Below are 25,859 nucleotides of genomic sequence, written 5' to 3'. Positions count from 1 at the left end.
TTGGTCCATTTCATCCTCCTGCAGAGGGGGCTGTCTATCAGGCTTGCAGTGCAGTCCGTGGAGCCGGGGGCTGCGGAGCATTGGGGTTCATTTCCTTCGCGATGGCGTAGGCGCGTTTCGTCGCCGGACGCACGGCGATCGTGTCCAGCCAGCGTTCGACGTGGGGAAACTGGTCGATGTCCTGGTTCAGGATGTTGTAGGCAGCGGCCCACGGATACGTTGCGACATCAGCGATTGAATAGTCGTCGCCCGCGAGGAACGGTCGGTCAGCGAGACGTCTGTTGAGCACGCCGTATAGGCGGGTGGTCTCGGCCGTATAGCGCTCAATCGCGTAAGGAATCTGCTCGGGCGCGGCGCGCCGGAAGTGGTTCTGTTGCCCCGCCATCGGACCCAGGCCACCCACTTGCCAGAACAACCACTGATGTACCTCAACCTGCCCACGCCCATCTGCGGGGATCAGCTTGCCCGCCTTGTCAGCGAGGTAGAGTAGAATCGCGCCGGACTCGAACAGAGAGATCGGTTCCCCGCCATCGGCCGGTTCGGGATCAACGATCGCCGGAATCCGGTTGTTGGGCGAGATTTTCAGGAATTCCGGCTCGAACTGCTCGTTCTTGCTGATGTTCACTGGAACGATGCGGTAAGGAAGACTGCTCTCTTCAAGGAAAATTGCTATTTTGTGGCCGTTGGGCGTGGCCCAGTAGTGCAGGTCAATCATTGAATTCTCCATCTGCTAAAAGGCTCTTGCCCGCGTAGCAAGAACCGGAATGATCGAGGCGATGCGGCAAGGTCCGGCCTGACTGAACCGGTCCTTGATGCTCATCGGGATTCGGGCCGATCCCGGCCGACCGGCCAGGGCAGTCAGGCGGCGCCCGCGCGCGCCAGGTGATCCAGCACGGGAAACAGCTCGGAAGGGTCGGGGCGACGTGTGTAGTCCGGGTTCACCTCGGAGTACGCGACGACGCCGCCTTGAGCGATGACGTAGCGTGCGGGCATTGGCAGGCTCCATGACGTGTCATCGTTGAACACCGCGAGGTCGTTCTTCAGGACATTCCGATACAGATCGATCAGATAGTCGGGCAGCGCGAACCGGACACCGAACGCTTGCGCCACCTGACCATGAGGATCCACGAGAATGGGAAAGCCCAGGTGGTTTTGCTGGACCGACTTGCGGCTATTGACTGCGTTCTGCATCGAGATCGCGACGAGCGAGGCCCCTCGCGCTTCGATGTCGCTACGTGCTTCCTCCAGCGCCTGAAGCTCCAGATTGCAATACGGGCACCAGACGCCCCGATAGAACGTGACCACCAGCGGGCCGCGGCTCAGAAGACGATCCGAACTGAATGTTGCGCCTTCGGAATCCTTGAGCGTGAAGCCGGGAGCCTGCTGACCGGCCTTTATCGCAAGACTTGCCTGCCCGCTCGCGATCAGTTCCGCAGTGCCTTTGCGGAACGTATCGATCACAAAAGAGGGAATATTGTAGGGGGGGCCGCCGCTTACCAGTTCGGCGGTGAAAGCATCCAGTTTGTTCTGAAGCGCCATGACTATCTTCTCCGTTTGGGAGCCGCGAGCAAGAGACGCGGCAACGACGGGAAAGATATTTGATATGCCCACGCGCTGGTAGGTGTAGAGACTGACTTTAAGATATTCAGTTATTGAATGATTGATCCACTCAAGTGCCAGTATCAGGTTGGCGCTTGATGAAATCGGTCCGGAATTCCTGGAACGCGGTGCTCACGAAATCGGCAAATGCCCGGGCCGATGGCTTTGCGGCGCGACCGGCGGGCAGGATCACGTTGATGTCGGCTGACCCCATCGCCCAATCCGGAAGGACACGCACAAGCGCGCCGCTGTCCAGCTCCGCCAGGCAACTCAAATGACCGGTTGAGAGAATGCCGAGACCCGCCACCGCTGCGGCGGTCGCACCGTCGGCCCCATTCAGCATGAAACGTGGGTCGACGCGAACCGAAGTCGCGTTTCCGTCCATCCAGAATGCCCATCCTTCTGAACTCTGGCCAGCCGGCCCAACGATCACAGCATGGTTAGGCAAGTCTGATGGAGCAGAGGGGGTTCCCGCCTTCTTCAGATAAGCCGGCGAAGCGACCAACACGCGATGCACCACACCGATCCTGCGGGCGACCGCCGTTGAATCGGCCAGCGGACCGATGCGAACGGCAACATCCACGGACTCGCCGACGAGGTCTTGTCGCTGATCATTTAGTGTGAACTCCACTCGCAATCCGGGATGGGCGTCGGTGAATTGCGAAAGTCGTGGGAGTACAGTGCGGGTGGCTAAAGCGGACGAGGTCGCGACCCGCAGAATTCCGCGCAACTCGCCGGTGCCGCGAGCCGCGTGATCGGCCTCGTCGAGCGCTGTGAGAATCGCCTCCGCGCGAGCAAGATAGTCGGCACCGGCCTCCGTCAACGTCACGGCACGTGTCGTGCGCGTGAGCAAGGCCGCGCCGACTTTCCTTTCCAAGGTGGCGACAATGCGCGAGGCGGTCGGCTGGGAGAGGCCGAGTTCGCGTCCGGCTACGGAAAAGCTGCCAGTGCGCGCAACCCGGACGAAAAGCAGCAGCGAGAAAAATCGATCGTTCATGCAGAAATCAAATAAGACTTAGTCATATTCTCCTACTACCTCAAAAAAGTGAATGAGGCAACACTAAGTCGGGAGGCCGCCGTGTGTGGCGGCCGCGTCCACAGGAGAAAGTCTCGGCATGTTAGCCCTATCGATCGTCTACGCTGGCGCGTTGGTCTGGATTTCGGCCATCGCTCAGCATCTCAACAATCTGACGGTACATGGCGCCAGGTGGGTCGCGAGTGACCGCACGCAGCCGATTGTCGACGACGGTTTCACCGGGCGGTCGACGCGTGCACTGCGCAACAACCTCGAGTCGGCTGCCATGTACGTCCCGGTTGCTCTGGTTGCGCTTTTCCTGCACCCGGCCTCGGCGATCGTCACCTGGGTGCCAGCCATCTATATGGTTGTCCGTACGACCTTCACTCTCGGCTATTGGCTGAAGATCAACGCGGTCCGCTCCCTGTCCTGGCTGATCGGGATGATCTGCATCCTCGTCCTCTCAGGTAGCCTGGCTTCGGGACTGTTATCTGCTGGCTAACGTCGTCTCATGAAAGCCCATCGTGTTGAGCAGAGCACGCCGCAAAGCGCCGTTCGGTCGGGAATCGGGCAACTCAAAATCAATGGTTGTCTCGACCAACGCATTCCTGAATTTTCAATTCTCCTATCGACTGAATCGGAGATCCATCATGCCGGACACTGATCGACAGACCCTATTTTCACCGTTCAGCCTGGGCGGCCTTGAACTGAAGAACCGTGTCGTCATGGCGTCTATGACGCGCGGACGCGCACGCAATGACGGGCTGATCCCGACGCCGTTGCATGTCGAATATTATCGGCAGCGCGCTTCCGCGGGTCTGATCATGACAGAGGCGACCTGGGTCAGCCGCGAGAGCATTGGCTTTATCAATGTTCCTGGCCTATTTACGGCCGGACAGGCCGAAGGCTGGCGCGCAGTCACTGAGGCCGTTCACGCGGAAGGCGGCCGGATCTATTCCCAACTCGCCCATTCCGGGGCCGGGTCCCATCCGGATTTCTTCAAGGGCGAGCCGCCGCTGGGGCCGTCGGCCATCAACCCCGGCCTCAAGTCCTTCACGCCGGAAGGTTTCAAGGACACGGTCACGCCCCGAGCGATGACCGTCGAACAGGTCAAGGCGACGATTGCCGACTACGCCGCAGCGGCCCGTAACGCCAGGGCGGCCGGCTTTGATGGAGTCGAACTCCATTCGGCCACGACCTATCTACTGCCGGAATTCCTCAACAGTGCACTGAATGTCCGGCGGGATGAGTATGGGGGTAGTCCGGAAAACCGTGCGCGGATCGTCGTCGAGATACTGGAAGCCCTGATTGGCGTGTGGGGGCCTGGTCGCGTGGGCATCAAAATCAGCCCGACGATGGCGATGGGTGGATTCGGCCCGACCGACGAGACGGTTGCGACCTACGATCATCTCGTCGAGCGGCTGAACGACCTGGCGCTTTCCCACCTGCAGATCGTCCGCGTCCCGAATGATCTCACTGGGACGCCGATTCATGCGCTGCAGGACACCATTGCATACTACCGCCCCCGATACGCTGGCACCCTTATCGCCAATTGTGGCTTCGATAAAGCGTCAGCCACCAGCGTTATCGAATCAGGGCAGGCCGACCTCGTATCCTTCGGTAGTTCTTTCATCGGAAATCCCGATCTGGTCCGACGGTTGCGCGAGGACCTTTCGTTAAACCCATCCAACCGGGAAACCTATTATCAGGGCGCTGCCGAAGGCTACGTCGACTATCCGGTGGCGTCCTGATCGCTTGCCGGCCGCGCACGACCTTTTCTTGATCTAATCACCCAACCGGAGACAGTAATGACTTCAAGCAGTCCCACCAGCGACCGCATCAAGGCCGACGACATGGTACAAAAGTTCAAGGAGCAGGGGTTCCTGGCGCGGCGCCTTTTCGCTGTATTTACCACTCCAGTCAATGGACTCGGCCCGATCATGCAGAATCTTCAGGCCCATCTTCGCTATCAGGTTGAACTTGAACACAAAGGTGTGATGTTCGCGGCCGGCCCCCTCCTGACGGACGATGGCGAGTATGGCGAAGGGGAAGGAATGTTCATCTATCGAGCCTCGTCACTTGCGGAAGCCCGATCGATCGCTGAGGCGGACCCTATGCATTCGAGCGGTGCTCGCAGCTTCCGCATCAGACCGTGGATTCTCAATGAAGGGAAAATAACAATCTCCGCAGACTTCTCTACCGGAAAGTTCGAAGTCTTCTGATAGACAGCAAGAACCCAACCCGGATGGTCAGTTCTACGGAATGAAGAAGTCAAGAGATCATCGCGGCGCTCAAGCGCGTTGCGATTCCATGTTACACGCGTCACCGAAGGCTTCAACCGCTTCGTTGTCTCCACGATTGCTCCGGTTGCTTCCGGCTGGAGCGGTTGCCGGGTGGGGCTTTCACCCACTGGAAAAGCGCCGCCTTTTCACGGCGCACGCCAGGAAGGGTCTTTCGCTTGTATCTTTAGTCGGACGTTAAGGAGGGGAATCGCCTGCTCGAGCTCTTGTGATCGCTGGGGTGTCTTCTTGATTGTTGGTGTGATGAGGGTTTACGCGTGTTTATGTATTTGAAAAATCAAATATAATCCACTCGTAAAGTATTTGATAAATCAAGAAAATTCCATCCGGGCGAACTCGGATAGGCCTCGTATTTCTTCCTACTTGAGCCAAGCGTCATACGCTGAACCGGAGCAGATTGATGAGAAATAAGATTGCACTTGGAGAGCCTTTTGCAATCGACCTAACGATCGAGCAATCGAAAGGTTATGCGCCTTCCCACGTCTGGGAGATGCTGACGTCCAATCTGATGGACATCGAGCAGAAACGGCTCGAACGGATGGAGCAGGGCCGATCGGAGTATTCAATTTTGTCGCTCAACTCGCCTGGCATCCAAGGGATTCCGGACATCAAGGAAGGGATTGATGTTGGGCGGCGGCCCAATGATGTCCTCGCCCGTTTGAAGTTCTTGCATCAGGGGCAAGTCTGCATGTCCGCTGGGCGGCATCTCGTTCAGCAAAGCATTGCCGACGCCTACGTCGAGAGCCTCGTCCGGCGGCCCGATGCGCTATCGGTCGGCGATCCGTTCAAGGGCGATTTCCACTTGGACCCCATCGTCAACGAACGGCAGGCCGCAAACGTAGATCGCATCGTGACGGAATCGGCCGGCAAGGGCGCGAAGATTCTCGCCGGTGGATCGCGAGACGGGCTGTTTTACAAGTCGACCGTGATGGTTGACTTCGCGCCAGGCATGCAGATGGTCGAGGAAGATATCTTCGGTCCCGTCGCCGCGGTAACCGTGGCGAAGGACGATGACGAAGCGGTTGCGCTGGCCAATCAGAACCGGTATGGCCTCGTTGCGGCAGTGGCTTCCTCCGATTTGCGCCGGGCCAGCGGGTTGCGGACCGATTGCGTGCCGGCATCGTCCACATCAATGACCAGACTGTCATGCACGAGGTGTTCGGGCCGATGGGCGGCTTGGGTATGTCGGGCAACGGGCATAACTACAGCACGCTGGCCAATGCCGACCACTTCGCGGAATGGAAGTGGATGCGGGCCGCGAAAACCTTCCCGCTTACCCATTCTGAAAAAAGGGTGGCACCGCACTCCCTCGCCGCATACGGGCAGGGCTTCAGCATCACCAGGTAGCTAAGTCGAGCAGGCGCAAACGACCCAGTGGAGGACGATGTCACGATCATCTCCGTCCGCAGATTGCTTTAAATTAAAACGTTACTGAGGAGTACGATATGAATGAAGTTGCTTTGATCACCGGTGCAGCGCGAGGTATCGGTCAAGCCTTTGCGAAAAGACTTGCCCAAGATGGTTTTACTATTGCACTCCTCGATCGTCTCGACTGCCAGGCTACTGCGCAACTCGTCCACGAAGCCGGCTCGGAGGCGCATATTTTCCGCGCCGATCTCAGCGAGAAGGCAGACATTGACCGCGTAGCGGCGGAGGTGCAAAGTGAGCTCGGCTCCGTCGACGTGCTGGTCAATAACGCCGGGATTCTCCCCAACAAATCCTTCGACGAAATTACCATGGAGGACTATCGGTTGCTGATGTCCATTAACCTGGATGCGCCATTCTGGCTGGCACATGCACTCGTGGGAAATATGCGAAAAAGAGGATGGGGGCGCATCATCAACATCACGTCCAATACGTTTGGTGCGCCAATAAAGGATTTCACTCACTACATTGCCAGCAAGATGGGGTTGATTGGTTTGACGCGCGCATTGGCAAGCGAGCTGGGTGTCTCCGGCATCACGGTCAATGCCGTGGCGCCTGGATTGACGAGAACACCCTGGATGCTCGAGCCCGGACGCAAGGGTCCGGGTGGGATGAGCTACGAGGAGGAGTCGAAGCTCATCGTTTCCATGCAGTCCATCCCGCGAGCGCAAACGCCGGAGGATCTGGCCGGAATCGTTTCGTTCCTGTCTTCAAAGGATGCTGACTTCGTCACGGGTCAAACCATTGTTGTTGATGGAGGATTGGTTCGCGTTTAGTGCAGAGGCGCTGGCACAAGACATTTTCAAGTCGTCACCAGCAGTTGCACAGAGGCGATTGTTACGAATTTCCTCGTGTGCAACAGCGAAGTTTGTATGATCGATACACGGCCGCTTAAAGGACTGGTATTTCGGCGGATCTCTTTACAAGGGTATGGATTCAATCGAATTTCCTTCTGAAGAAAACCGTTCAAGCTACAACGGTGTCGCCGTGCTATTTCATTGGCTGATCGCCCTGTTGATGATCTGCGGCTTTTATCTCGGCTGAATTATGACCGACATCCCGGGCTCCACTCCGGCGAAGCTCAGATACGTGTCGTGGCACAAGTGGATCGGCGTTACCGTGTTTGCACTCGCGCTGCTTCGCCTCCTGTGACGCGCAACGCACGGAGCACCGCCGATACCCGCCGCGATGCCGAGATGGCGAAGGGCCGCTGCGTGCACAACGCACTCGCTGCTGTATGCGCTGATGCTGGCCGTGCCCATTACAGGCTACTTGTTTAGTTCGGCAGCGGGCGTGCAAGTCGTGTATCTCGGCATACTACCGCTGCCGAACATCATCGGCCCTGACCAGACGCTGAAGGCGCTGCTGCGCACAGCGCATATTGTGCTGAACTACACGCTGCTCGTGCTGTTTGCCACGCACGTGCTAGCGGCACTCAAGCATCAATTTGTGGAACGTGACGGACTTCTCACACGTATGATTCCTTTCCGTAGATGAGAGCGCCATCTCAGGGCGCGTTCACTCTGGATCTTCGAATGATTTTCAGGAATCGCTCTTCTCGCCGGCTTCTGGCGAGTGCCGCGGCCGTTCTGTTCGCAATCGCCTTGCCCGGATTCGCGCAAAGCGACGCAAGCAAGAGCACGGTTGTTGCTACGTCGAAGCAAATGAGCGTGCCGGTCGACGGTGCGTTCAAGAAGTTCACAGCGCACCCCGCGAAGCCCCTTTTGGGCTGCACGAACCTGTCGGTCGATATGAGCAGCTACGACCTGGGCGATGCTGAGTACAACAAACGGCGCTGTCACGTTAAATTGTTCGCGACGTAGTGGCGGAGAGAACCTACGCTTGCTCAGAAAACGAACGGGACTTGGGTAGCCTCAGTGAAACGATGCCAGGCGGTGAATCGTGCGGCGAGCTGTTTGCGATAGAGTGAGGCGCTTAGCAGGTGTTGCTTGAGCGCGAAGTGCTGACTGATCGGACCGAAACTTGATAGAAAAGCCTGCGTGCGCTCAGGCTTCGCGGAAGCCTCGCATGCGTCGCTCGCGTTCGCGCGTTGGTTGATGACTGTTTTCAGCCCGGTTATTGATCCGCGCGCTGGCTTTGACGAAAACGTGTTTGACGTGAGCCATTGCGGGAATCTCGGCTTTCGCCTCCGGATAGCTGCGCATCTGGTCGGTCACAATCTTGCGCGGTGCTTCAGCACATGAGGCAAGCTCGCGCTTGAAAAACCGCTTCGCTGCTGCCTTGTCGCGACGCTTCTGTAGCAGGATATCGAGTTCGGCCCCGTGTTGATCAACGGCGCGCCACAACAGGTAAGACTCGCTACGCGACGTCACAAATGCTTGATCAAGGTGCCATCTGGTGCCGGGCTTGCGACGCGCCGCTTCGCTTGGTATGCGAAACACGCACCGAATTTATCGCACCAGCGTCGGACCGTTTCGGAGCTGACGATAACCCCGCGCTCGAACAGCAGCTCTTCAATATCACGCACGCTGAGCTGAAACCTGAAATACCGGCGTACCGCGCAACTGATGACCACTGCTGGAAAGCGATGACCGTGGTAAAGCGACTTTTCATTCTTCATCACGCGATCTTACTCGACCATCTCAGCAACGTGACAGTGCCGAGCGCTGCAGTGAAACGGCCGAAGCTGCATTATCCGCGCAACAAGCGGCACGAGGGCATCGTAACGATTGATTTCGCGTCCAGATATGCACGGCGTTATTCGGCTCAGATCACAATAGTTCGAGTCATTGAACCGTGATCGTTTCCTTCATGTCAGGGTGGTCCCCACAAAAGACATTGTAGATCCCGGGCTTGTCGAACTTGTACGAAAACGTGTCGTCCTGATCGAGGTCATACGAATGAAAGAGGCCCATGTCAAAGGCGCCTACGTCGTGGACTATCGTGTGCGGCTCCGCATCGAGATTCATCCACGTGACTGTAGTTCCGGCTTTGATCGTGGCGGACGAGGGCGAAAACATCAGATTCTTTATCGTCACGAGAGAGTCGCTCGCGCTTTGTGCGGACGCCGTGACTGTAGCTCCAGACGCTACCAGGCAGAACACGACCGCAAATACGGATTTCGGTAACGAATGATTTTTCACAATGATCTCCTCGAAGCTCGTACAGTTGCTGAATCGTGAAGCGGGGGGCACCGGGATGGCCGGCGAACGAGACGGTCGTCACGCCACGCATTCTTGGCATCTGGTCGCGCACAACCGTCAGCGGTACCGGGCCTGGGCCATTCCCGGCGGTAGGTTGAGGAAAGGCAGTGGAGCGAGCCGTATGGAAGGTGATGCTGCCTTTACCTTGCAAAGATGCATGACGTTGACGATCGACGAAATGAACACTGTCATGGTCGAAGCTGTAATAGCCGCCGTTATCCGAGGCCTTGCCAAAGCGGCAGAAATATTCCGCGCTGGAATCATCCGTTACGTCGTGCTCCCCCGGGACGGTATGAAGTTCCGGGACCGGTAATTCGAACAGGAGAGGGGATGCGAGGTCGAACTCCTGAGCTTTCGAGAGGCGGGTGGTATCGCCTGTATGAATGGCCAGAGCAGTCTTCGTGGGCGTGCTCTTGACGAGATCGATGGTCTGCTTGAGTGCTCCCGACACATCAGGGTTGCCTTCATTGTTGAACCCGATGTGTGCGTCGCTGATCTGCAGGAACAACGGTTTGCTTACCTCCACGGACTGTCCCTTCTTTTCCTGCACTATGGCCAGGTCGATGGGTGTGGGTACGCCGCCGGAAAGTGTGAACAGCGTCCCGAGTCCGCCGTAGGTCATGCACCTCAAGGCCCTGCGACGTGACGGATTGGATGGGTGCTGTGACGACATGAGATCCTCGCAAGCGAATCAGCAAGCTGAGCGGCCGGGTCGTCTGGGTAGAAACCGGCGCCTTCAGCAGGGAGTACCTGCCCGATTGGATATTTATTCCCACTGCCTGAGTTCGCGAGGCTTGCGAAGTCGCGAATGTCTGCGGGCTTCCCGGTGTCGGGAGACCGTAGCTGGGTGTCGATTGGCTACAAGCCGCCAATGCAGACAGCTGACGAGGCGACAGTAAAAGAGGAACTGATCTGAAGAAAGGGGATATTCGCGGCGCAGCAGTGTGGGGCGGCCTGACGGCGCGAACGATGGGCACCGTCAGTACAGGAACTCGCCCTCTACGTATCGAACGGATTCCGAATCGACACGATGTAGCACGGTAGTTAAGAATGTGCGCATCGAGACGGCTGGAGAGGAGAGGTTGTCACACATTCCCTATCCCCAATGGATGCGGCCGGCGGCTGTGCGATCGGTCTGGCTGACCACGGGACTGGTGGTGTTCACCTACTTGGGCACGCACGTCCTGAATCACTCGCTGGGGAATATCTCGCTCGCATGGATGGAGCGTGATCTGCTTGTGCAGAAATTCATCTGGCTGGGATGACTTGGAACGGCCGTGCTGTACAGCGCGCTGGTGACGCATTTCTTCTTGGGTCTGTCGGCACTATACGAACGATGCTCGTTGCACTGGACTCCAGGTTAAATGGCACAACTCGTTCTGGATCGATTCACCGTTCTTCGGCCGTGTGCAACTGGTGCTGGTGGTTGTCGCCTGGCTGGATGGGTGTTACGGCATCTGGTTCTGGTTGCGATTGGAACCTTGGTTCGGAGCGTGGCGGAGTGTGCTACTGAGCGCAGCGGATCTCCTCCCGGTGCTCACGCTGCTTGGCTTCTTGCAGAGCGGACGGGAAGTGATCGCGCTCGCGCAAGATCCTGTCTGGCGCGCCGCGGTGACCCGGCGGACAACTATCGGAACGTGATTGCAAAATCATTGGCTGGCCGAGCTGCGCAACTACTTTCAGCTCTTCGATCGCGGTGCGCTGCTGCTGGTGCTCGCCGCACGGCTGATGCGCGCGATGCGGGAGCGCCGGATCGGACGGCTTTGCGTCCGGTATCCAGACGGGGCGAAAAGTATTCGCGCCGCTTGGGTTTTCGGTGCTTGAGGTCAGCCGCATGGCCGGCGTGCCCCTTGCCAGCAGCTGCGGTGGACGCGCTCGATGCACGTTGTGCTGGGTACGACTCCGAGTCGCATCGTCAGAGGCTTCGCGAGCGCGGCGTCAAACCGGTGATTGCCAGGCGCTGCACAGAACACGGCAGCGGACTGGGCAAATTCCGCTGGGTGGTCGAGCATACCCACGCATGGCTCCACGACCTTCGTCGTCTTCGCATTCGCTTTGAGCGTCGGGCTGATATTCACGAAACATTCCTCAAACTCGGTTGCTCGCTCGTCTGCTGGGACATCTCCATACGCACGGAGCAGTCCTTTTTGAAATGGTCTCCTAGGAACTTTCCTTATGCTGCAAGCGCGTCGGTGTTGCAGGCCTTCGCGCTATGGCCCAGGTTCCAGGGCCGGCGCAGATGGCATGGCGACGCGCTTGCAATGCAGCAAGCCATTCGGCGCGGGAGCACCGATGCGCCGGCAAGATCCGTCTCGTCGCCGCCACCTGCGGATGCTAAAGTCCTTGCAGCCGCCGGCTTTTAACGAAAAGAAAGGGATCGTCATGCCAAACAGAATCACCTTGCTCCAGCGCGTGGCAGCCGCCGCTGCTTTCTTTGTGCTGATCGCGAGCCATGTGGCCCGCGCCGAAGATAGCGTCGCGCCGGTTCATCCGGCCGCTCGCGATATTGCCCAGGAAGAGCGCAACCGCGCGCTAGTCGTGAACTTCTACGATGCGGTGTTCAACCGGCACGATCTCAGGACTGCTAGCACCGTGCTCGCACCGAATTACATTCAGCACAATCCGCATGTGCCCACCGGGTCCGCGCCGTTCATCAGCTTCTTTACCGAATACTTCAAGCATGCCCCCGATGCCCGTTCGACCATCGTGCGCAGTGCGACCGACGGCGATCTCGTCTTTCTGCATGTTCACTCGACCAGTAACCCGCAAGACCGCGGCAACGCCATCGTGGATATCTTCCGCGTCGAGCACGGCAAGATCGCCGAGCACTGGGATGTGATTCAACCCGTGCCCGAGCAGTCGGCCAACGACAACACGATGTTCTAGTCGATCCGGCGAAACACGCTGTCTGCCGCGGGCCTCTCCTTGCTTTAGACAGCGCGCCGCGGTTTAGTCGAGGCTGCCGAACACCGCTTCGATCGAACTAAAGATGCTAAGCATGTCTCCCGTCGAGCAGTTCGATCCGTGTTTGCAACAAGTAATGGACGCCCTTCATTGGCCACCTCATTTGTGGACGTCTTGCGAGCGGGCGATTTATCAAACGATTCATGACCGATTCGGCCGACGCCACCCGGCGTGTCGCTTCCAGCATCGATCCGGACGGCAGGCATGCCATTGCCATCCGCGCTGACGTGGCCAGGAAAACCAACACGCAAGCCCACGGCCAGCCAGACCCTCGAGGCGCTCGGCGCCATCGACATTTTGGTCGCATTGACTCATCAGAATTGCAACTCGCGCTGACCTGTTGCCTCACTTAGTCTGCTACCCGTCGGCTTGTCCGGCGGGAGCGGCAAGAGGTGACGAGGCAAATCAGCATGACGACACGCAAAAAGTTGGTGGCAGCATTGCATTTGCTGCCAGGACGGCGCGGGCCATCTGAACAAAGCCGGCAGCGGACAGCGACGGGAGGATAACGAGCGCGGGGATCAGTGCGGGCTTCGCGAGGCGAACGAAAGGATAGTGACGAAAACGGATCCACAATACGAGACGGTTATGCACGCACCCGGGGGCGAGCCGTGCAAGTTGCAAGCCTTGTGTTCCGCTCGTGGTCAGCGATACCACAATCTTTTTGTAGTCCGGTTCGAAGCCATAGAGCGAAGCGGCGAGGTGGGCCGCAACCGCACGCCGGATGAGCAGGACAGGGAGGCTGAGTCCGGCCCAGAGGCGGACCCATTCGGCGAGCTGAAGAGTCCACTGGTGACGCCGGTCATAGACCGTACGAAGAGCCAGCGCAAAATGCAGGCCGGCGGAGCCATACAGAAGGACCGTGCCGCGCGCGGCAAGATCCAGCGACCAGATGCCGAGCGCGTGATTCTCCAGATGGAGGGAAAGATAGGTCAGCAGCACTACACTCGACGCCAGTTGCAAGTGACGCAGAATTGATTGCACTTCGGTTCCCTTTGATCTCGCGGTTGCACTTGAAACGACGCACCTCTATTCCCACCATTCGAGCGTCCGTCCAACAGGAAGCCGCATCCGGACCGGCTCGGCTCTGATCAAGAAAACTCGCAAAAACTCGGGCAAGTAGCACAGGCGTGCTCTAAATCGCGGTATGCCGCCGCGTTCGAGGTTCGGGAATAAAGCGGACGCTGGCGTGGTTAGCTCAGTGTACGCAGCACGATCGACAGATCGCAGCGTTCCGCTACCGACAGCTGGTCGTAGTGAGCTGCGGCAGAAATGGAAGGAGGCGAACATGAACATCGCCGAGAAGTCCCTGCGGTTCCTGGTAGAAAAATGGCTTGCGCCGACTCCGACGACGCGGCTCCGCGTAATTCAGTTCGGCCGTACCGGTTGCGAGAGGAGACGCTATGTGCGCGTTGAGGCCTTGGCCCCAAGCGGTTCGCATGCGATTTTCTTCTTTCGGCACGATGACGGCTGCTGGTGTGTATTCCCGCCTGCGATTTCGCGGCCGGCATTGACGGGTCGTCGGCTTGCAGCGTAGAGGAGCGCCATACTGGTAAAAGGAGCATCAAATAAAAACGGCAACTAGCGCTTTCCTCAGCAACCAGGAAAGCGTTGGCCGTGCGGCCATGCACCCGTCGCAGCAGGACCGAGCCGGTCTTTTACAATGTGAGGGCCGTGCCTACCGTGGTTACGCCGACGAGTGTCATGCTCGCACGGCACGTAGTGCACTCCCAGTCCTGCACCGTTGATCATTTGCACAGCGCCATCGAATTCGCCGGGCTTCGAAGGGTGACTGATATCACTGGCTTGGATCATGAACGCCTTTCGCTCCGGCGTTGCCTGGATCTCGCTGACAGCCTCCTCCGGCGTACTGGCGGGGCCAGGACTCAGTGCCTTGTCGAAGCGCGCGTGACTGTGGCTGATCTGCACGAACCTGGGAGCGGTGCATCGATTTCTGCTGCCGGAGCTACGGTGCAGATCATCAGCAAGGTCGGTACGCCGCCGTTCGGTGGCGAGCATGCCCGCCTCGTCCCGTGCGCTGGCGGTGAGGGCGGTGCTTAGGCGTGGGCCGCGTTCTTGAAACGCTTCGGCTTGCGGTCCTGCCGCCGCAGTGCCGCAGGTTCGGAAGTCGCTCGTCATGCATCCCTCGATGTTTTGTCTGACGGCACTGCGATCGCGCGCCCTTTCGATTCGAATCGTCTGAAAGGTAGCCGTTTCGCAATCGCGGCAAGAAGCGCTGGGCACTTCAATTCGTGGTAGATCTAACCGTAGGACCATCGCTAGGGCGGCACTATTTGCATCCGTTTTTTCAGTTCGAAGCTGGAATAATTTTCGAAAGACTTCGGTATAGGCTAGAAGAGCATGCCAGCGATCAGGCAGACGGTCCGCCTGCAGACTCGCGGTTCATGAACGAAATGGGCTGACCCGGCGCGAGCCTGAAGACAGGAGAGCACCGCGATGCTCGTGAGCAGGTCCACCCGCAAAGAGAACCCAGCAGCCCCGCCGCGTTTCGAGGCAGCATCTCACGCGGGGCGTCAGGGATGCCAGAAGATCTGGTCCGGGACGCCTATCTGTGTGCAACCCATTCCTTCGACGGTTTCCATGGCGACAATACGTGCGGATCGATGCTCGCAATTGGGCGCAACACCCGGTTCACCGAATGGCAACGATGGTGCCAGATGGCCGACGGCGCCCCCGACGACGAAGCCCTGCACTGTAGGTCATTCGAAACCCAAGTGGCTCGTCGCGCCGATGCGCTCTCTGTCCAGTACTCGTGTATGCCTGAGGTCGATCATGAAATCGCTGCTGAGTCACCATGAGATCGCCATTCTGTTTCTACTGCTCGATGCGCCCAACCAGGTCGCACCTGGTGATCCAGATGCGATCGCTCTTCAAGAAGCGAGCCTCATCGAAATCGTACCTACGGCTTTCGACAACGGCAGATTTCGGGTAACGCCAGCCGGGGCGGAACTACTCCGGCGTCTTCGTATTCCAGCACACCGGCGAAGATAGCCAGGAGCTTCTCCCTATCCCCGTAGTCTTCCCAACATATCGTGTCGACCGCAGAACAGTTCCTCAGAATGTCGGGTAGCCCGGCAGCACCGACGTTGTGTAATGGTTTCATTAGAGACCGTCCCGAATCATCGCCATAGGAGAACGTGTATGAACGCAATCAAAGCAGTCAAGTTAGCGAGCTGCGCGCTGATTGTCCTGGCTTCCGTCAACGCCTATGCGCAGTCCAGCGAAGCCGGCGGAATGGCGCCCGCCGCACCGACCGCGAAGTCGGTCGGTGCGGAAAACCGCGCGTTGCGCAAGAAAGTGCGTACCGCGCTCGCGAAGGCTGGGGGGATCGATGTTGCCAATCTGACCGTGCGCGCGCGTAGCGGCGCTGTGTCGCTGGTAGGCACCGTGCCTGACGCGTCGCAAATTGATCAAGCAGCGACCGTCGCGAAGAGCGTGGCGGGCGTAACTTCCGTCGACAATCATTTGACGATTCGCACGGAGGGCGGTCAGTAATTGCGCGGGCGCGTCGGGCAACCGGCTCGCCGTCAAGCCTTACCGGGCAAGGCGTTGCCAGTCGCACATTGCATATGTCACTGTTGCCGAACGCGTGGGCACGTCAGTCATCTGGATCTGGATATGAGAAAGGAGCTGACACCACGTAAGGCCGCAGACAGTCGATGCAGTTGAGAAAGTCGCTGCGTGGCTTTTTCAATTCGCTCGCAAGAAAATCGACTTCTCAAATCGGCATACAAACCGGTCGCGAACACCGGGAACCCATCACCGCTCGCGCGGTAATGGGGCTCAGGTTGAGCTCTGGTGGCAGGTAAGAAGAAACAGAGCCATGACTCCCACCAGCCAGAGCGCCAGAGTTATATAGATTTGCTGAATTATTCGGAAACGTTGTAGTCGGTGCCCTTTCTGGATGCCGGAACAGTCCTGACGCTGCGACGACGGTCCCCAGAAGCGTTATCCGACGCCGTCATTCGCTACTTGATGCGACTGAATGCCGTCCCGGAATTGCGCAATTCATTTACGAAAACGATGGGCTTTATGACTGCGAGACTTATGATAGAAATTCGCGTTTCGCTTGTTCCACCACCTAGCCAACCTTCACACATATTACGGAGGACCTGGGCCCGAGGCGATGCCACTGAATGGCGTGGGACCCGTAAAGTCAGCGCTGGTGAACATGCCGACACTTGCTGCGTAGCGTTCGTCAGGGCTCCAAAGAAAACGCCCGCGCTATTCAAGCGGGCGTTTCCGTGGCCCCGCTACCGCGCCTCCATGAGCGATTTCTCGATCGCTTCTGCTTTGGGGGTCGGCTTCCGCGCGGCTCCTTGGAGTGCAGGACGCGCAGCGGGACGACCAAGTCGGCGAGACTAGCGTTCAGATGGGGGAATTCGTACCTTTCGTGCAATTTATGGCGGATTGATCCTAAAACTCGTTATTTACCAATGACTTGTCTAGCATCCGATTGTGCGAAAGCCGGGGCGCCCCCGAGCCTTTCTGCAGCGGCTCTGCAAGTGACTACCGCCAGATTTCGCACGATTCGTACGATTACCCCATGAAGAACACAATAGCCACAAGGCACTCGTCTACATCAGCGATCGCGGGCTGGCGATGGTTGCGCGTCTGAAGCGCAGCGTGGACGCGCACCACGAGGCAATCGAAGAAGCTTTGAGCCACGCAACTCCAAACTGCTGAAGCGCTCGTTCGAGCGCCTGATCGAGAAATAACAGTTGCATTGACGGCATTCGACAGTTCCGTCGCTGGCCCGTTTCGTTGCATGCCCGGCACATGCAACAGGTCTTCTAGAACTTGTGACGCAGGCCGAGGTTGACCATTTCCTGCGTGCTGGTGCCTGCGTATCCGTACGAGCCGATTGAGGCTTGCGCCGCCATCGTGCCGCCTGTGCCATTGCCGGTTTCGCCGCTCGCATGCTGATAGGCGGCCGTCACATACACATCGGTGCGCTTCGAAAGGGAATAGTCAGCGCCGAGCGAGACCTGGTGATACGTCGCGGAGGTATCGCCGCTCGATTTTGTATAGCTGTAGCCCAGGCCGACCAGAAGGGCCTTGGTGGCTTGATAGTTCACGAATCCCTGACCCGTGTTGTATTTTTCGTTCGAAGCGAACACCGAGGCGCTGTCGCGGCGGTACTGCGAGTTGCTGTAGGCGGCCCCGAGCGTGAACTGCCCGAGCGTATATTGGCCCGCGACGCGGGCAATCCCGAGCGAGTGCGCGGTCTGGTATCCACTGTTGATCGGGCCATCGAACGTACCGTCCGACGTGCTATTCCAACCCGCTGTCGGACTGCGTGGGCCCGCCGACGCTGGACTGTTTGCTGCATAGAAGTAACCGGCGGCGAGGGCGATCGGGCCATTGTTATAGGCGGCCGCCGCCGAATACGATTGCTCCGAGCCGGTGCTGCCCGCGATGCCGCCGAACGAGTACATCGCTTCAAACTGCAGACCCGACCAGACCGGCGACGTGTACTTGACCGCGTTGTTCACGCGGAAGCTGTTGTCGTAGTTGTCGACGTCGCCCGCGGTCGCGAATGCGCTGCCGAAATAGTTGTCCTCGGTGATGCCCTGTACGAGATCGATCAGCGGATCGTACTGGCGGCCGAGCGTCACGGAACCCAGCGAATCGCTTGTCAAACCGACGTAGGCCTGCCGCCCGAATAGCCGGCTGCCTTGCCCCAGTTTGCCGGTGCTCGGATCGAAACCGTTTTCGAGCTGGAAGATGGCCTTCAGGCCGGCGCCGAGATCTTCCGTTCCCTTGAGGCCCCAACGTGTACCCGACAGATTGCCTGCACTACTGTTGCCGAGAGCCCAGAGATTCTTGTTGCCCTGTGCGTTGTGCACGTAGGTCAGCGACGTGTCGATCGCGCCGTACAAGGTCACGCTGCTTTGGGCATGCGCGGCGCCGGCGGACGCGAGCGCAGCCAGCGAAATTATCGAAAAGGTGGTGCGTTTCATCTCATCTCCTGCGTTGGACGTCAATCCTCATGCAGGGAGACTAATCTCGCAAAACAGTAATGTACAAAGTTGAAATACAGATCGTGTCCGATATGCGACACCTGACAATTAACCATCCTTTCAATTAATGAAAAACAGAGTCGTGGTCATAGAGGAATTTGTCGAAATGTCCCTGAATCCGGCCGAATTCCGTCCCGCGCAAGCAGAAAACATGCTTGCCGTTTACCGTATCCGTAGACAGCCGATGCCTGCGCTTAACGCGGCTTCGGCCGGTTTTTTTTTGTCTGAAGTGTTCGCCGAACCGGGCGGTTTGCTCACAGCCGATGCCCAGAAGATAGCGTTCCGCCCAGGCATTGCTGCCTGGCGCTCAGCAACCGTCTGAAAAAAGCGAGTCCTTGCGGCGTGCCAGGGAAGCGCTTAAGCGCCTGCTATTCCTACATCCCCGGGGATCTCAACCTTCACCTTATGGGGGTGTCGATGGCTTTCAGAACTCCGCACAAATCTGTGCGGCACGAGTTTGACGGCGGCACGACGATGTGTGATGACGGATTGCATCTGGAGATCAATCGATGAAGGAAATCGATAACGCGGGGTGCGTCGTAGGACGACTGCAGACGCACCCCGCGTCGCGTTACGCGAACAGTGGGGCACGTGGTAGAAAAGCGGTTCGCCGAAGCCCGAAAAACGCAACAGTTCCAAACATACCAACAACGAGGTTGCTAATTCCTTTTATGGAAAATCCCAAAATTTCAGGATAGTGGCCAATCCTTGGTGCCATCTCGGCGCTCGGGACAAGTGAATCTGCAGGTCGGGGCGGCGGAAGCACACGTTGAACGAAACCGCTGACGCGGAAACTAGGTGTCGCAAGGCGACGGCGAATAGCATGGATCGGCTGGCAATTGTCGGACTCGCAGTCGTATCGGTCTTTGCAACCAGTCCCTTGGCGCGACATCGTTGCCGACCGGCTGAAGTAGCGTGCGTTCAGGCTCTCAACGCCGCTGTAGACGCCAGCCAATTCGGCGGCTACGAATACAGTTTTCGACGTTCGCGTTGAACTGATCGATCAGATTACCGAAATACGCAGCAGGATCCCGGTCAATGCGAGAACGCTTGCTTGTTAGCAAGCGCAGGTTTACTGAGACCGCGATCATGCTTATCTAGTAGAAGTCTGTCGCACATGGCGCCCAAAACCGGCGGTAGCCTATCCTGCCATCCCTTGTTTTCGGTGCATTTTTTGTGGTCCAGAGTAAACGCCGTGCGCAGAGGGTTCTGCGTTCGCGTGAACGGCTGATTGTGCGGTGGCGAACGGCGTGCGTTATCCTTGCGATGACGATGCGACGTGGGTTTGCTAAGTGTGTCAACGCATTGCGAAGAACGATGTGTTAAGGGATGCGCAACCAGTGCGTCATGAACTGTGAACCGGTGGCGAACCCAATGTGTGAAGTGTGCGCGCTGCCGTGCGTTGGGTGCTCACAAAAATTCGAATGGTTTGCTGGGTATATGTGCTGATCGATGCGCTTCGCGCGGCGCACGAAAATAGAAAACGAGAGAGTGTGCTGGGAGCCTATGCAATGCTCGGAACGAGTAAAAAGATGTGGACGGTGCGATTCAAGCGGTGCGCTATCGGGCGAGCATCGAACGCGCAGACGATAGCGAAACACCATGAGCAGTTCCCGGCTAGGCGTGTACAGGCTGCATGCCTACATGTGATACAGCCGAAACCACAATCCGGGGTCAAGGTGATGATCTCCGGAGTGAACGGCAAGCGCTACCCCGGCGCTCCTAAATGCGTTGGTGAAGCGTGTCGCGCGCGCACCACATTCGCAAAAAAGTGCGTTGTTCTCCTACATTCCCTTCGCTGCCGGTGTGTTCCTGCGCGGGCAAGTCGTGCGCAAAAACCGTGTTGACGCGTGCTCAGGACGTGCGCACGATGGTGTCACAGCGAAGCGTAGCCGATGTGCAGGAGGGTAACGATGCCTGTTGCGAAGGTCTATACGAAGTCGCAATGGGAGGCGTTTGGCCGCGCACTCGATGCGCTGCCGGAGAAGCCGGATACCGAACGTGGCGTGACGGTGCGCGATGCGATGAAGGACATGCGTGTGCGCGTGCGGACTGCGCAGGCGAAGGGCTATACGCTGGAGCAGATCGCGGAGCAGGCGCAGCAGCAAGGGCTCGACATCACGGCTGGGACGATTCGCTATGCACTGCGCTCGACCGGGAAAGGCGGTAGCGTAGGTGGTGTTGCGCGGCCAGCATCAGGTGCACGCGCGCCCGGTGCTGGGAAGGTGTTCACGGCGCAATCGCGGGCGCAGGATGCGACGTTTCAGACAAAGCATGTTCGCAAGGATGGGGGAAAGACGGAAGCCAGACCGCAATCCGGGCCAGTGCAGGGTGCACTCGGATTTGCGATCCGGCCCGACACCGACGATCTGTAGAGGAGTCGCGATGGATAAGGCAGTCAATCCCATCTATCTCGTGGGCGGCGGCAAGGGCGGCGTTGGCAAGAGCCTCGTCGCGCTCGCGCTGGTCGATCATCTGCAGCGGCGCGGAGTGAAACCCGTGCTGGTTGAGAACGACACGTCAAACCCTGACGTGATGAAGGCCGTGCAGGGCGAGATTGATTGCGCCGCGTTCGATCTGGACGAGGCGGACGGCTGGATCAATTTCGTGAACTACTGCGACGAGCATCGCGACGCAGTTGTGGTGGTCAGCACGGCAGCCCGCAACCAGGATGGCGTCGCCCGCTACGGTGCGACGCTGGCCACCACGCTGGGCGAGCTTGGCAGGCGGCTCGTCGTGTTCTGGGTGATCAACCGGCAGCGCGACAGTCTGGAACTGCTGCGCCAGTTTGGGGAGACGTTTCCAGAGGCGATTACACATGTTGTGCGCAATGGCCACTACGGCGCGCCGGACAGGTTCGTGCTGTATCAGGACTCGAAAATCCGCAAGAGTATCGAGGCGAAGGGCAAGTCGCTCGACTTTCCCGAACTCGCGGATCGCGTGGCAGACGATCTGCGCAGTCAGCGCCTGTCGGTGCGCAAGGCGGCAGAGTCGCTGCCCATTGGGCAGCGCGCGGAACTGCTGCGCTGGCGGGCCCTCTATGACGCGATGTTTACCGGGGTGACGGGCAATGCCTGAACGGCGGGCGCGGCGTGGACGTCCTGTCGATCCGCTCGCACGGCTCTTTTACGACGTGACCGGCGAGAAGCCGGACGATGCGAGCCTGCTGCGCATGCGCCGCGTGTCGGTGGCCATGAATCTGCGCGACAACGATGCGCTGTGGTCGGTGCTGGCGGTGCTCGAATACTATGCGCGGCTTTACGAAGCGATGCCGGAGCGCATCCGGCAGGCAGGCAAGGGCAATCTGGACGCAGTGCGGGATGAGGCACGTGAGGCAACGGACGCGCTGATGGCGCAGCACCGCGACGCGCTCGCGCGCTGCAAGGCGACCATAGAACTCGCGGAACGGATGACCGTTGAACACGAGGCGAGGTATCGCGCGACGCTCGCGGCACTGAATGAACAGGCGTTGGTTGCGCAGGCGGAGCGCGCGGCTGACCGGATAGCGCGCATCGCGGGAAACCGGGTAGTGGGCGCGGTAGCCGTCGCGGCTCGCGAGCACCGGCAGCAACTCGACGCAGCGGTAGCTCTGTTTGAACGGGAAATGAGCGCGGCAGCGGCGCGCGCCGCGAAGGTTGAGCAGATAGCCGAGCGACGGATGACGAAGGCGTTCCGCACACTGGTGGTTGGGGCGCTGATTGTGATTCTGCTCGCGGCGACAGCGGGTGCGGTGGCGGGCCGCTACTCCGGTAGTAATATGGTGCGGGCAGAGGGTTTGCCGTCTGCCCGCACCGGTCATACTTCCTTGATGTCGCCTTTCATGAACGCGAGGGCATTATGAAGCGTGCGCGAGGCTGGCAGCGGTCGGAAAGGGCCACGGCGGCTGCGTGCTGGCTGGGGCGGGAGCCACTGCCACACCGCAAGCCGTGTTGTTGATGCCACTGTGATTGCTCCCGGGCTCGGCGGCACTTTCGTCGTCGTCCTGCGGCTCGTCAGAACCATTGCCAGTGTCCGGACCGTGTTCGTCCTCCCCGGGGTCCCCGTCCTCGTCGTCGCGCGCTTCCCATGACGGCATGACCGGGATTTCCGTATCGGTGAGGATTTCCGGGAGCCACGCGACCTTCGCCAGCCGCAGTTCGGCTGCGGCAGCGGCGTCGGCCTTCTTCATCTTTCCGAGGTCGGCGGCAACCCTGGGCGACAGGGCTGCGGACACGACTTCCCCGATGCGCGCCTTGCTGACATGATCGAAATACGTGGCGCGGGTCGGCGTCCAGTAACGGGTCATGTCGAGGTGCAGCGCGCCCGCGAGCGCGTTGATCGCCTGCGGCTTTTCCTCGCCCGCGATGCCGTCGAGCAAGGTGCCGATGCAGAAGGCGAGCAGATCGAGCAGCGTCGTGCCGGGATCCTGCTTCGCGAGCCACGGCAGCAGGTCGGTGCGTTTCGCGGGCAACTCGGCGGTCCATCGGGCGCGTTGTGCCTCGACAGCGTTCCATGCAGCACTGGTGGGCAGATCGTCCGCCGCGCGTAGCAGGCTGTCGTGATTGTTGTCGCCAGACAGCGCCAGATAGTCGCGCGCGGACGTGTAGCCGTAGTGCTCGGGCAGTGCCTGCGGAACGAGATGCCGCAACAGGGCAGCGAGCGCGACGGCGGGCTGCGCGACCATTTCGGCGTGAATGGCGACGGTGCGGTGCGCGGTGAGTCGCTGGCAGAGTTTTGCGCTGTGGACTGGCTTGATCTTCATAACAGGACAGCCTGCCGGGTTCGCTGCTTCCGCCTGCCGCGTTCGGGTGACGGTCGCACCCGCCGCGTCCAGCGCCGCACTGTTCTCGCGCCGCACTAGACCGCGCTCGATGAGCAGTTTTCCCTGCGGATCGATGATCACGAACGCGCCCGCCTCCGCTATCTGCTGTGTATCCCACACGAGAGCGCGGCTTTCGAGTGCGGCGGTCGCGGCGTTGACCCGTTCGATTCCAGCATCGAGGCGGTCAGCTTCCTCATAGGCATTTTCGTCGTCCTCGGACAGCGCCTCCAGCTTCCCGGCGAGTTCATCCTGCTCTGCGGTAAGCGCATCCATTTCACGCTGCTCGTCGTCCGTCAAGGGGCGCTGGATGGGGCGCAGCTTGCCGTAGCGGTTAAGCTCCAGCACATCACGCTCGATTCGGGTCTCTGTCCAGCCCCAACCCTCGGCGCGGACTTCCTCTGCGGCTGCGTCCAGTTTCTCCGCGACGAGCCGTTGCAACAGTTCGGCATCGGCAATGTAGCCCGCATTCCCGTCGTCGCTGAAGAGATCACGGCGTACATACCCGCCTGCTGCTTCGTAGGTGTCGAGGCCAATAAAGCGAACGAGGCGGCTGCGGCTCGCATCGATTTCGGCCCGCGTGATCGCCTGTCGCAGATAGTTGGGCTGGCGCTGCCACTCGTTCGCATCGAACCAAATGTGTTCCTGCGTTTCATGGTTGTCAGCGAGGGCGAGTGCGGCAAGCTGGTCCAGCGTTATCGCGTCCTCCCGCAGCAGGGCCAACAGCTTTGGGGATACGCTGGCGAGCTTCATGCGCCGTTTGACCGTGAGCGGCGAGGCAGAAAAGAGCGCGGCGATGTAATCGACGCTTCTTCCTTCCTCGGCCAGCATCCGGTATGCGCGCAGCACGTCGAACGGATCGAGTCCTTCGCGCTCGGTGTTCTCGATCAGGGAAATGGCGAGGGCTTCGCCTTCACTGACGATCCGCACGGGGACCGGGTAATCGGCGGCAATGTCTTTTTGTTCGATCAGGAGGTCGAGGGCGGCCTCGCGGCGCTGACCGGCGCACACGCCGAATTTGCGCTGCCTGCCGCGCGATCCTTTTATCTCGTGGACGACGAGATTTTGCAGCAGACCCTTTGCCCGGATATTGGCGGCAAGGCCGGGAATGCCCGACAGGGGTTTCGTGCGTGCATTGAGTGGCGACGGTCGCAGGCTGGAATACGGCACGGTCACGATGGGCTGCTCGTTACCGAAGTGGGATTCGAGCATGGTAGCTTGTTCGGCGGTGTCTACCATAGTGGTTTCGGATTTGGCTTGCATGACTGACTCCAGAAAGTTGAAATGAAAGTTCCGGGTCGGGCACTATCGGATTCTGTCAGGATTCAACCCGGATAGGAGTCCTGATAGAGGAAAAGATGGGGCGGCTTTCCCGCCCCTGTCGTGGCTACGCTTTCATCTGGCGCATTGCATCCGCGAGCATCCACAGGGCGCGATTGAGCTTCACGTTCTGGTCGATGCCGGTGATAGGCCGGGTGGACATCGAGCGACCCGTGCGTGAGCGTCCATGCAGTCCGCCCTTGGTGAGGTTTTCCTGCACGCGGTTAAAGACGGTCCAGAGGTCGTCGCGTCGATCCTCGAAGCGGCGCGGGGCGAGCAACTGGCTGTCGGTGACCGGGGCCGGTGCCTCTAGGTCGGTCGGGTCGTAGCGCAGCGCAAGTGCGGAGCGGGCGAATGCGTGCTGTTCGTCGCGGTCGAGCATGACAGCGCGCATGCCTTCCTTCTGCTGGCGGATCAGGTCGAAACCGTCGAGCACGTCGAATGCGCCGTTGATCACGTTCTGGACGATGTTGCCCTTGTGCGGGACGCGGATATCGGCGACGTTGTCGCCTGCCACCATGCCGTTCTGGCACACGAAGCGCAGCACGCCCGCGAGCATCTGGTAACTGCTGGTGCCATCGTGCGAGTTCAGCAGCACGATTTCGTTGGCTTCCTCGCCGGTAATCTGGTTAGCGTGACGAAGCCGAAGCATGTGTTTCGTGTACTCGCGACGGTCGTCGTGCCGCACGCGCGTCTGGCAGACCATGAAAGGCTGGAAACCTTCGTTACGCAGGCCGCGCACCACATCGATGGTTGGAATGTAGGTGTAGCGTTCGGAGCGGCTTTCGTGCTTGCCGTCCGCGAAGATGGACGGGGCAACGCGGCAAATCTGGTCGTCCGACAGGGGCGAGTCAGCGCGCAGCATCGGGGAGCCGTACCGGAAAGAAGAAGCGAGTTGCATGGCAATCTCCAAAGTCAAGGTTGAGGACCTGAACCGGGCGACGGGATGTGACTTGCCGTTAGGGCTGGAGACCTCCCGGTGGAACTCGGGGTTGGCTTTGCTGCCGCCAGGTTCCCGGGTTCCCGCCCGTGCGACTTGAGGAGCCGATAGCGGACTGGTGTCAAGGAAAAAGGCGAGGGAGGGGTGCGGGCAACACGGTCCCTCGCCCCTTGACGCCAGTCCGCTATCGGCTACGGTCGCGGGTCAAGGGCGGGAGCTTGGGAGCCGGATGCATGCCGGGCCTCGGATTGACCGGGCAGGGGTATGGCTGGAAGACTGGAAGATGACCG

General features: G+C 59.4%; 25 protein-coding genes and 4 pseudogenes. 18 read left to right on the top strand and 11 right to left on the bottom strand.

Annotated elements, in window-relative coordinates:
- Positions 1 to 37: 37 nt before the first annotated feature.
- The 3 genes from P3T22_RS04945 to P3T22_RS04935 all read right to left on the bottom strand — a co-directional run bounded on the left by P3T22_RS04945 (position 38) and on the right by P3T22_RS04935 (position 2,596).
- Entirely contained in the window at positions 38 to 715 is a 678-nt protein-coding gene (locus P3T22_RS04945; protein ID WP_429324369.1) for a glutathione binding-like protein, read from the bottom strand.
- Between the two features lie 143 nt (positions 716 to 858).
- Positions 859 to 1,539: a peroxiredoxin-like family protein gene (locus tag P3T22_RS04940; protein ID WP_429324368.1), complete on the bottom strand. Its 681-nt coding sequence runs from the start codon at positions 1,537 to 1,539 to the stop codon at positions 859 to 861.
- Between the two features lie 130 nt (positions 1,540 to 1,669).
- A complete protein-coding gene (locus P3T22_RS04935; protein ID WP_429324367.1) occupies positions 1,670 to 2,596 on the bottom strand; it encodes a LysR substrate-binding domain-containing protein in 927 nt (308 codons plus the stop codon).
- 118 nt (positions 2,597 to 2,714) lie between these two features.
- Here P3T22_RS04935 and P3T22_RS04930 point away from each other — a divergent pair, with 118 nt between their 5' ends.
- From P3T22_RS04930 to P3T22_RS04900, 7 genes and pseudogenes are all read left to right on the top strand, one after another.
- Complete coding sequence (locus P3T22_RS04930; RefSeq protein WP_429324366.1) at positions 2,715 to 3,116, top strand: MAPEG family protein; 402 nt, start codon at positions 2,715 to 2,717, stop codon at positions 3,114 to 3,116.
- 148 nt (positions 3,117 to 3,264) lie between these two features.
- Positions 3,265 to 4,365 (top strand): alkene reductase, encoded by a 1,101-nt coding sequence (locus tag P3T22_RS04925; RefSeq protein WP_429324365.1) that lies wholly within the window; start codon positions 3,265 to 3,267, stop codon positions 4,363 to 4,365.
- 57 nt (positions 4,366 to 4,422) lie between these two features.
- Positions 4,423 to 4,836 (top strand): YciI family protein, encoded by a 414-nt coding sequence (locus P3T22_RS04920; protein WP_429324364.1) that lies wholly within the window; start codon positions 4,423 to 4,425, stop codon positions 4,834 to 4,836.
- Between the two features lie 478 nt (positions 4,837 to 5,314).
- On the top strand, positions 5,315 to 6,265 hold the full coding sequence (locus tag P3T22_RS04915; RefSeq protein WP_429324363.1) for an aldehyde dehydrogenase family protein: 951 nt from the start codon (positions 5,315 to 5,317) through the stop codon (positions 6,263 to 6,265).
- Positions 6,266 to 6,359: 94 nt separating this feature from the next.
- Positions 6,360 to 7,115 (top strand): SDR family NAD(P)-dependent oxidoreductase, encoded by a 756-nt coding sequence (locus tag P3T22_RS04910; RefSeq protein ID WP_429324362.1) that lies wholly within the window; start codon positions 6,360 to 6,362, stop codon positions 7,113 to 7,115.
- Positions 7,116 to 7,269: 154 nt separating this feature from the next.
- A pseudogene (locus tag P3T22_RS04905) lies at positions 7,270 to 7,836 on the top strand (cytochrome b).
- 38 nt (positions 7,837 to 7,874) lie between these two features.
- Positions 7,875 to 8,162, top strand: a complete 288-nt coding sequence (locus P3T22_RS04900; protein ID WP_429324361.1) for a hypothetical protein — start codon at positions 7,875 to 7,877, stop codon at positions 8,160 to 8,162.
- Between the two features lie 23 nt (positions 8,163 to 8,185).
- Here P3T22_RS04900 and P3T22_RS04895 read toward each other — a convergent pair.
- The 3 genes and pseudogenes from P3T22_RS04895 to P3T22_RS04885 form a co-directional block, all read right to left on the bottom strand.
- Positions 8,186 to 8,920 (bottom strand): annotated as a pseudogene (locus P3T22_RS04895) (IS6 family transposase).
- Positions 8,921 to 9,086: 166 nt separating this feature from the next.
- Positions 9,087 to 9,404, bottom strand: coding sequence for a plastocyanin/azurin family copper-binding protein (locus tag P3T22_RS04890; RefSeq protein WP_429324360.1), 318 nt, complete (start codon positions 9,402 to 9,404; stop codon positions 9,087 to 9,089).
- An 85-nt stretch (positions 9,405 to 9,489) separates the two neighbouring features.
- Positions 9,490 to 10,176: pseudogene (locus P3T22_RS04885) on the bottom strand (metallophosphoesterase family protein); the annotation flags it as partial.
- A gap of 409 nt (positions 10,177 to 10,585) precedes the next feature.
- Between P3T22_RS04885 and P3T22_RS04880 the strand changes: the two are divergent.
- The 4 genes and pseudogenes from P3T22_RS04880 (at position 10,586) to P3T22_RS04865 (ending at position 12,389) form a co-directional block, all read left to right on the top strand.
- Entirely contained in the window at positions 10,586 to 10,768 is a 183-nt protein-coding gene (locus P3T22_RS04880; protein WP_429324359.1) for a hypothetical protein, read from the top strand.
- A 376-nt stretch (positions 10,769 to 11,144) separates the two neighbouring features.
- On the top strand, positions 11,145 to 11,327 hold the full coding sequence (locus P3T22_RS04875; protein WP_429324358.1) for a hypothetical protein: 183 nt from the start codon (positions 11,145 to 11,147) through the stop codon (positions 11,325 to 11,327).
- 68 nt (positions 11,328 to 11,395) lie between these two features.
- Positions 11,396 to 11,650 (top strand): annotated as a pseudogene (locus tag P3T22_RS04870) (IS5/IS1182 family transposase); the annotation flags it as partial.
- Between the two features lie 235 nt (positions 11,651 to 11,885).
- Positions 11,886 to 12,389 (top strand): nuclear transport factor 2 family protein, encoded by a 504-nt coding sequence (locus tag P3T22_RS04865; protein WP_429324357.1) that lies wholly within the window; start codon positions 11,886 to 11,888, stop codon positions 12,387 to 12,389.
- A gap of 483 nt (positions 12,390 to 12,872) precedes the next feature.
- On the opposite strand, the gene P3T22_RS04860 is transcribed toward P3T22_RS04865, so the two are convergent.
- The gene (locus P3T22_RS04860) at positions 12,873 to 13,409 is read right to left on the bottom strand and encodes a hypothetical protein (RefSeq protein ID WP_429324356.1); all 537 of its coding nucleotides are present in this window, start codon (positions 13,407 to 13,409) and stop codon (positions 12,873 to 12,875) included.
- 346 nt (positions 13,410 to 13,755) lie between these two features.
- Here P3T22_RS04860 and P3T22_RS04855 point away from each other — a divergent pair, with 346 nt between their 5' ends.
- On the top strand, positions 13,756 to 14,004 hold the full coding sequence (locus P3T22_RS04855) for a hypothetical protein (RefSeq protein ID WP_429324355.1): 249 nt from the start codon (positions 13,756 to 13,758) through the stop codon (positions 14,002 to 14,004).
- 56 nt (positions 14,005 to 14,060) lie between these two features.
- Here the strand turns inward: P3T22_RS04855 and P3T22_RS04850 are convergent, their stop codons facing one another.
- Positions 14,061 to 14,606 carry a hypothetical protein gene (locus tag P3T22_RS04850; protein WP_429324354.1) on the bottom strand — a complete coding sequence of 182 codons (546 nt, stop codon included), beginning with the start codon at positions 14,604 to 14,606 and terminating at the stop codon, positions 14,061 to 14,063.
- 401 nt (positions 14,607 to 15,007) lie between these two features.
- Between P3T22_RS04850 and P3T22_RS04845 the strand changes: the two genes are divergently transcribed.
- Both P3T22_RS04845 and P3T22_RS04840 read left to right on the top strand, forming a co-directional pair.
- A complete protein-coding gene (locus P3T22_RS04845; RefSeq protein ID WP_429324353.1) occupies positions 15,008 to 15,286 on the top strand; it encodes a hypothetical protein in 279 nt (92 codons plus the stop codon).
- Between the two features lie 343 nt (positions 15,287 to 15,629).
- The gene (locus P3T22_RS04840; protein ID WP_429324352.1) at positions 15,630 to 15,983 is read left to right on the top strand and encodes a BON domain-containing protein; all 354 of its coding nucleotides are present in this window, start codon (positions 15,630 to 15,632) and stop codon (positions 15,981 to 15,983) included.
- A 1,298-nt stretch (positions 15,984 to 17,281) separates the two neighbouring features.
- On the opposite strand, the gene P3T22_RS04835 is transcribed toward P3T22_RS04840, so the two are convergent.
- Positions 17,282 to 18,451, bottom strand: coding sequence for a porin (locus P3T22_RS04835; protein ID WP_200619535.1), 1,170 nt, complete (start codon positions 18,449 to 18,451; stop codon positions 17,282 to 17,284).
- A gap of 166 nt (positions 18,452 to 18,617) precedes the next feature.
- Between P3T22_RS04835 and P3T22_RS04830 the strand changes: the two genes are divergently transcribed.
- From P3T22_RS04830 to P3T22_RS04815, 4 genes are all read left to right on the top strand, one after another.
- Complete coding sequence (locus P3T22_RS04830) at positions 18,618 to 18,833, top strand: hypothetical protein (RefSeq protein ID WP_429324351.1); 216 nt, start codon at positions 18,618 to 18,620, stop codon at positions 18,831 to 18,833.
- Positions 18,834 to 20,424: 1,591 nt separating this feature from the next.
- Positions 20,425 to 20,886, top strand: a complete 462-nt coding sequence (locus P3T22_RS04825) for a hypothetical protein (RefSeq protein ID WP_429324350.1) — start codon at positions 20,425 to 20,427, stop codon at positions 20,884 to 20,886.
- A 10-nt stretch (positions 20,887 to 20,896) separates the two neighbouring features.
- Entirely contained in the window at positions 20,897 to 21,589 is a 693-nt protein-coding gene (locus P3T22_RS04820) for a protein mobD (protein ID WP_429324349.1), read from the top strand.
- Positions 21,582 to 22,352 carry a hypothetical protein gene (locus P3T22_RS04815; RefSeq protein WP_429324348.1) on the top strand — a complete coding sequence of 257 codons (771 nt, stop codon included), beginning with the start codon at positions 21,582 to 21,584 and terminating at the stop codon, positions 22,350 to 22,352. Before P3T22_RS04820 ends, P3T22_RS04815 begins: the two co-directional genes overlap by 8 nt.
- Here the strand turns inward: P3T22_RS04815 and P3T22_RS04810 are convergent.
- Both P3T22_RS04810 and P3T22_RS04805 read right to left on the bottom strand, forming a co-directional pair.
- On the bottom strand, positions 22,347 to 24,572 hold the full coding sequence (locus P3T22_RS04810; RefSeq protein ID WP_429324347.1) for a ParB N-terminal domain-containing protein: 2,226 nt from the start codon (positions 24,570 to 24,572) through the stop codon (positions 22,347 to 22,349). The two genes, P3T22_RS04815 and P3T22_RS04810, sit on opposite strands and share 6 nt — an antisense overlap.
- A gap of 124 nt (positions 24,573 to 24,696) precedes the next feature.
- The gene (locus P3T22_RS04805; RefSeq protein WP_429324346.1) at positions 24,697 to 25,530 is read right to left on the bottom strand and encodes a DUF932 domain-containing protein; all 834 of its coding nucleotides are present in this window, start codon (positions 25,528 to 25,530) and stop codon (positions 24,697 to 24,699) included.
- Positions 25,531 to 25,859: the final 329 nt, after the last annotated feature.

It is taken from the genome of Paraburkholderia sp. GAS348, from assembly GCF_050434205.1.
Taxonomy (GTDB): domain Bacteria; phylum Pseudomonadota; class Gammaproteobacteria; order Burkholderiales; family Burkholderiaceae; genus Paraburkholderia.
Note: the sequence above shows the minus strand (reverse complement) of the source record. Positions and strands in the feature narration are given on the sequence as shown.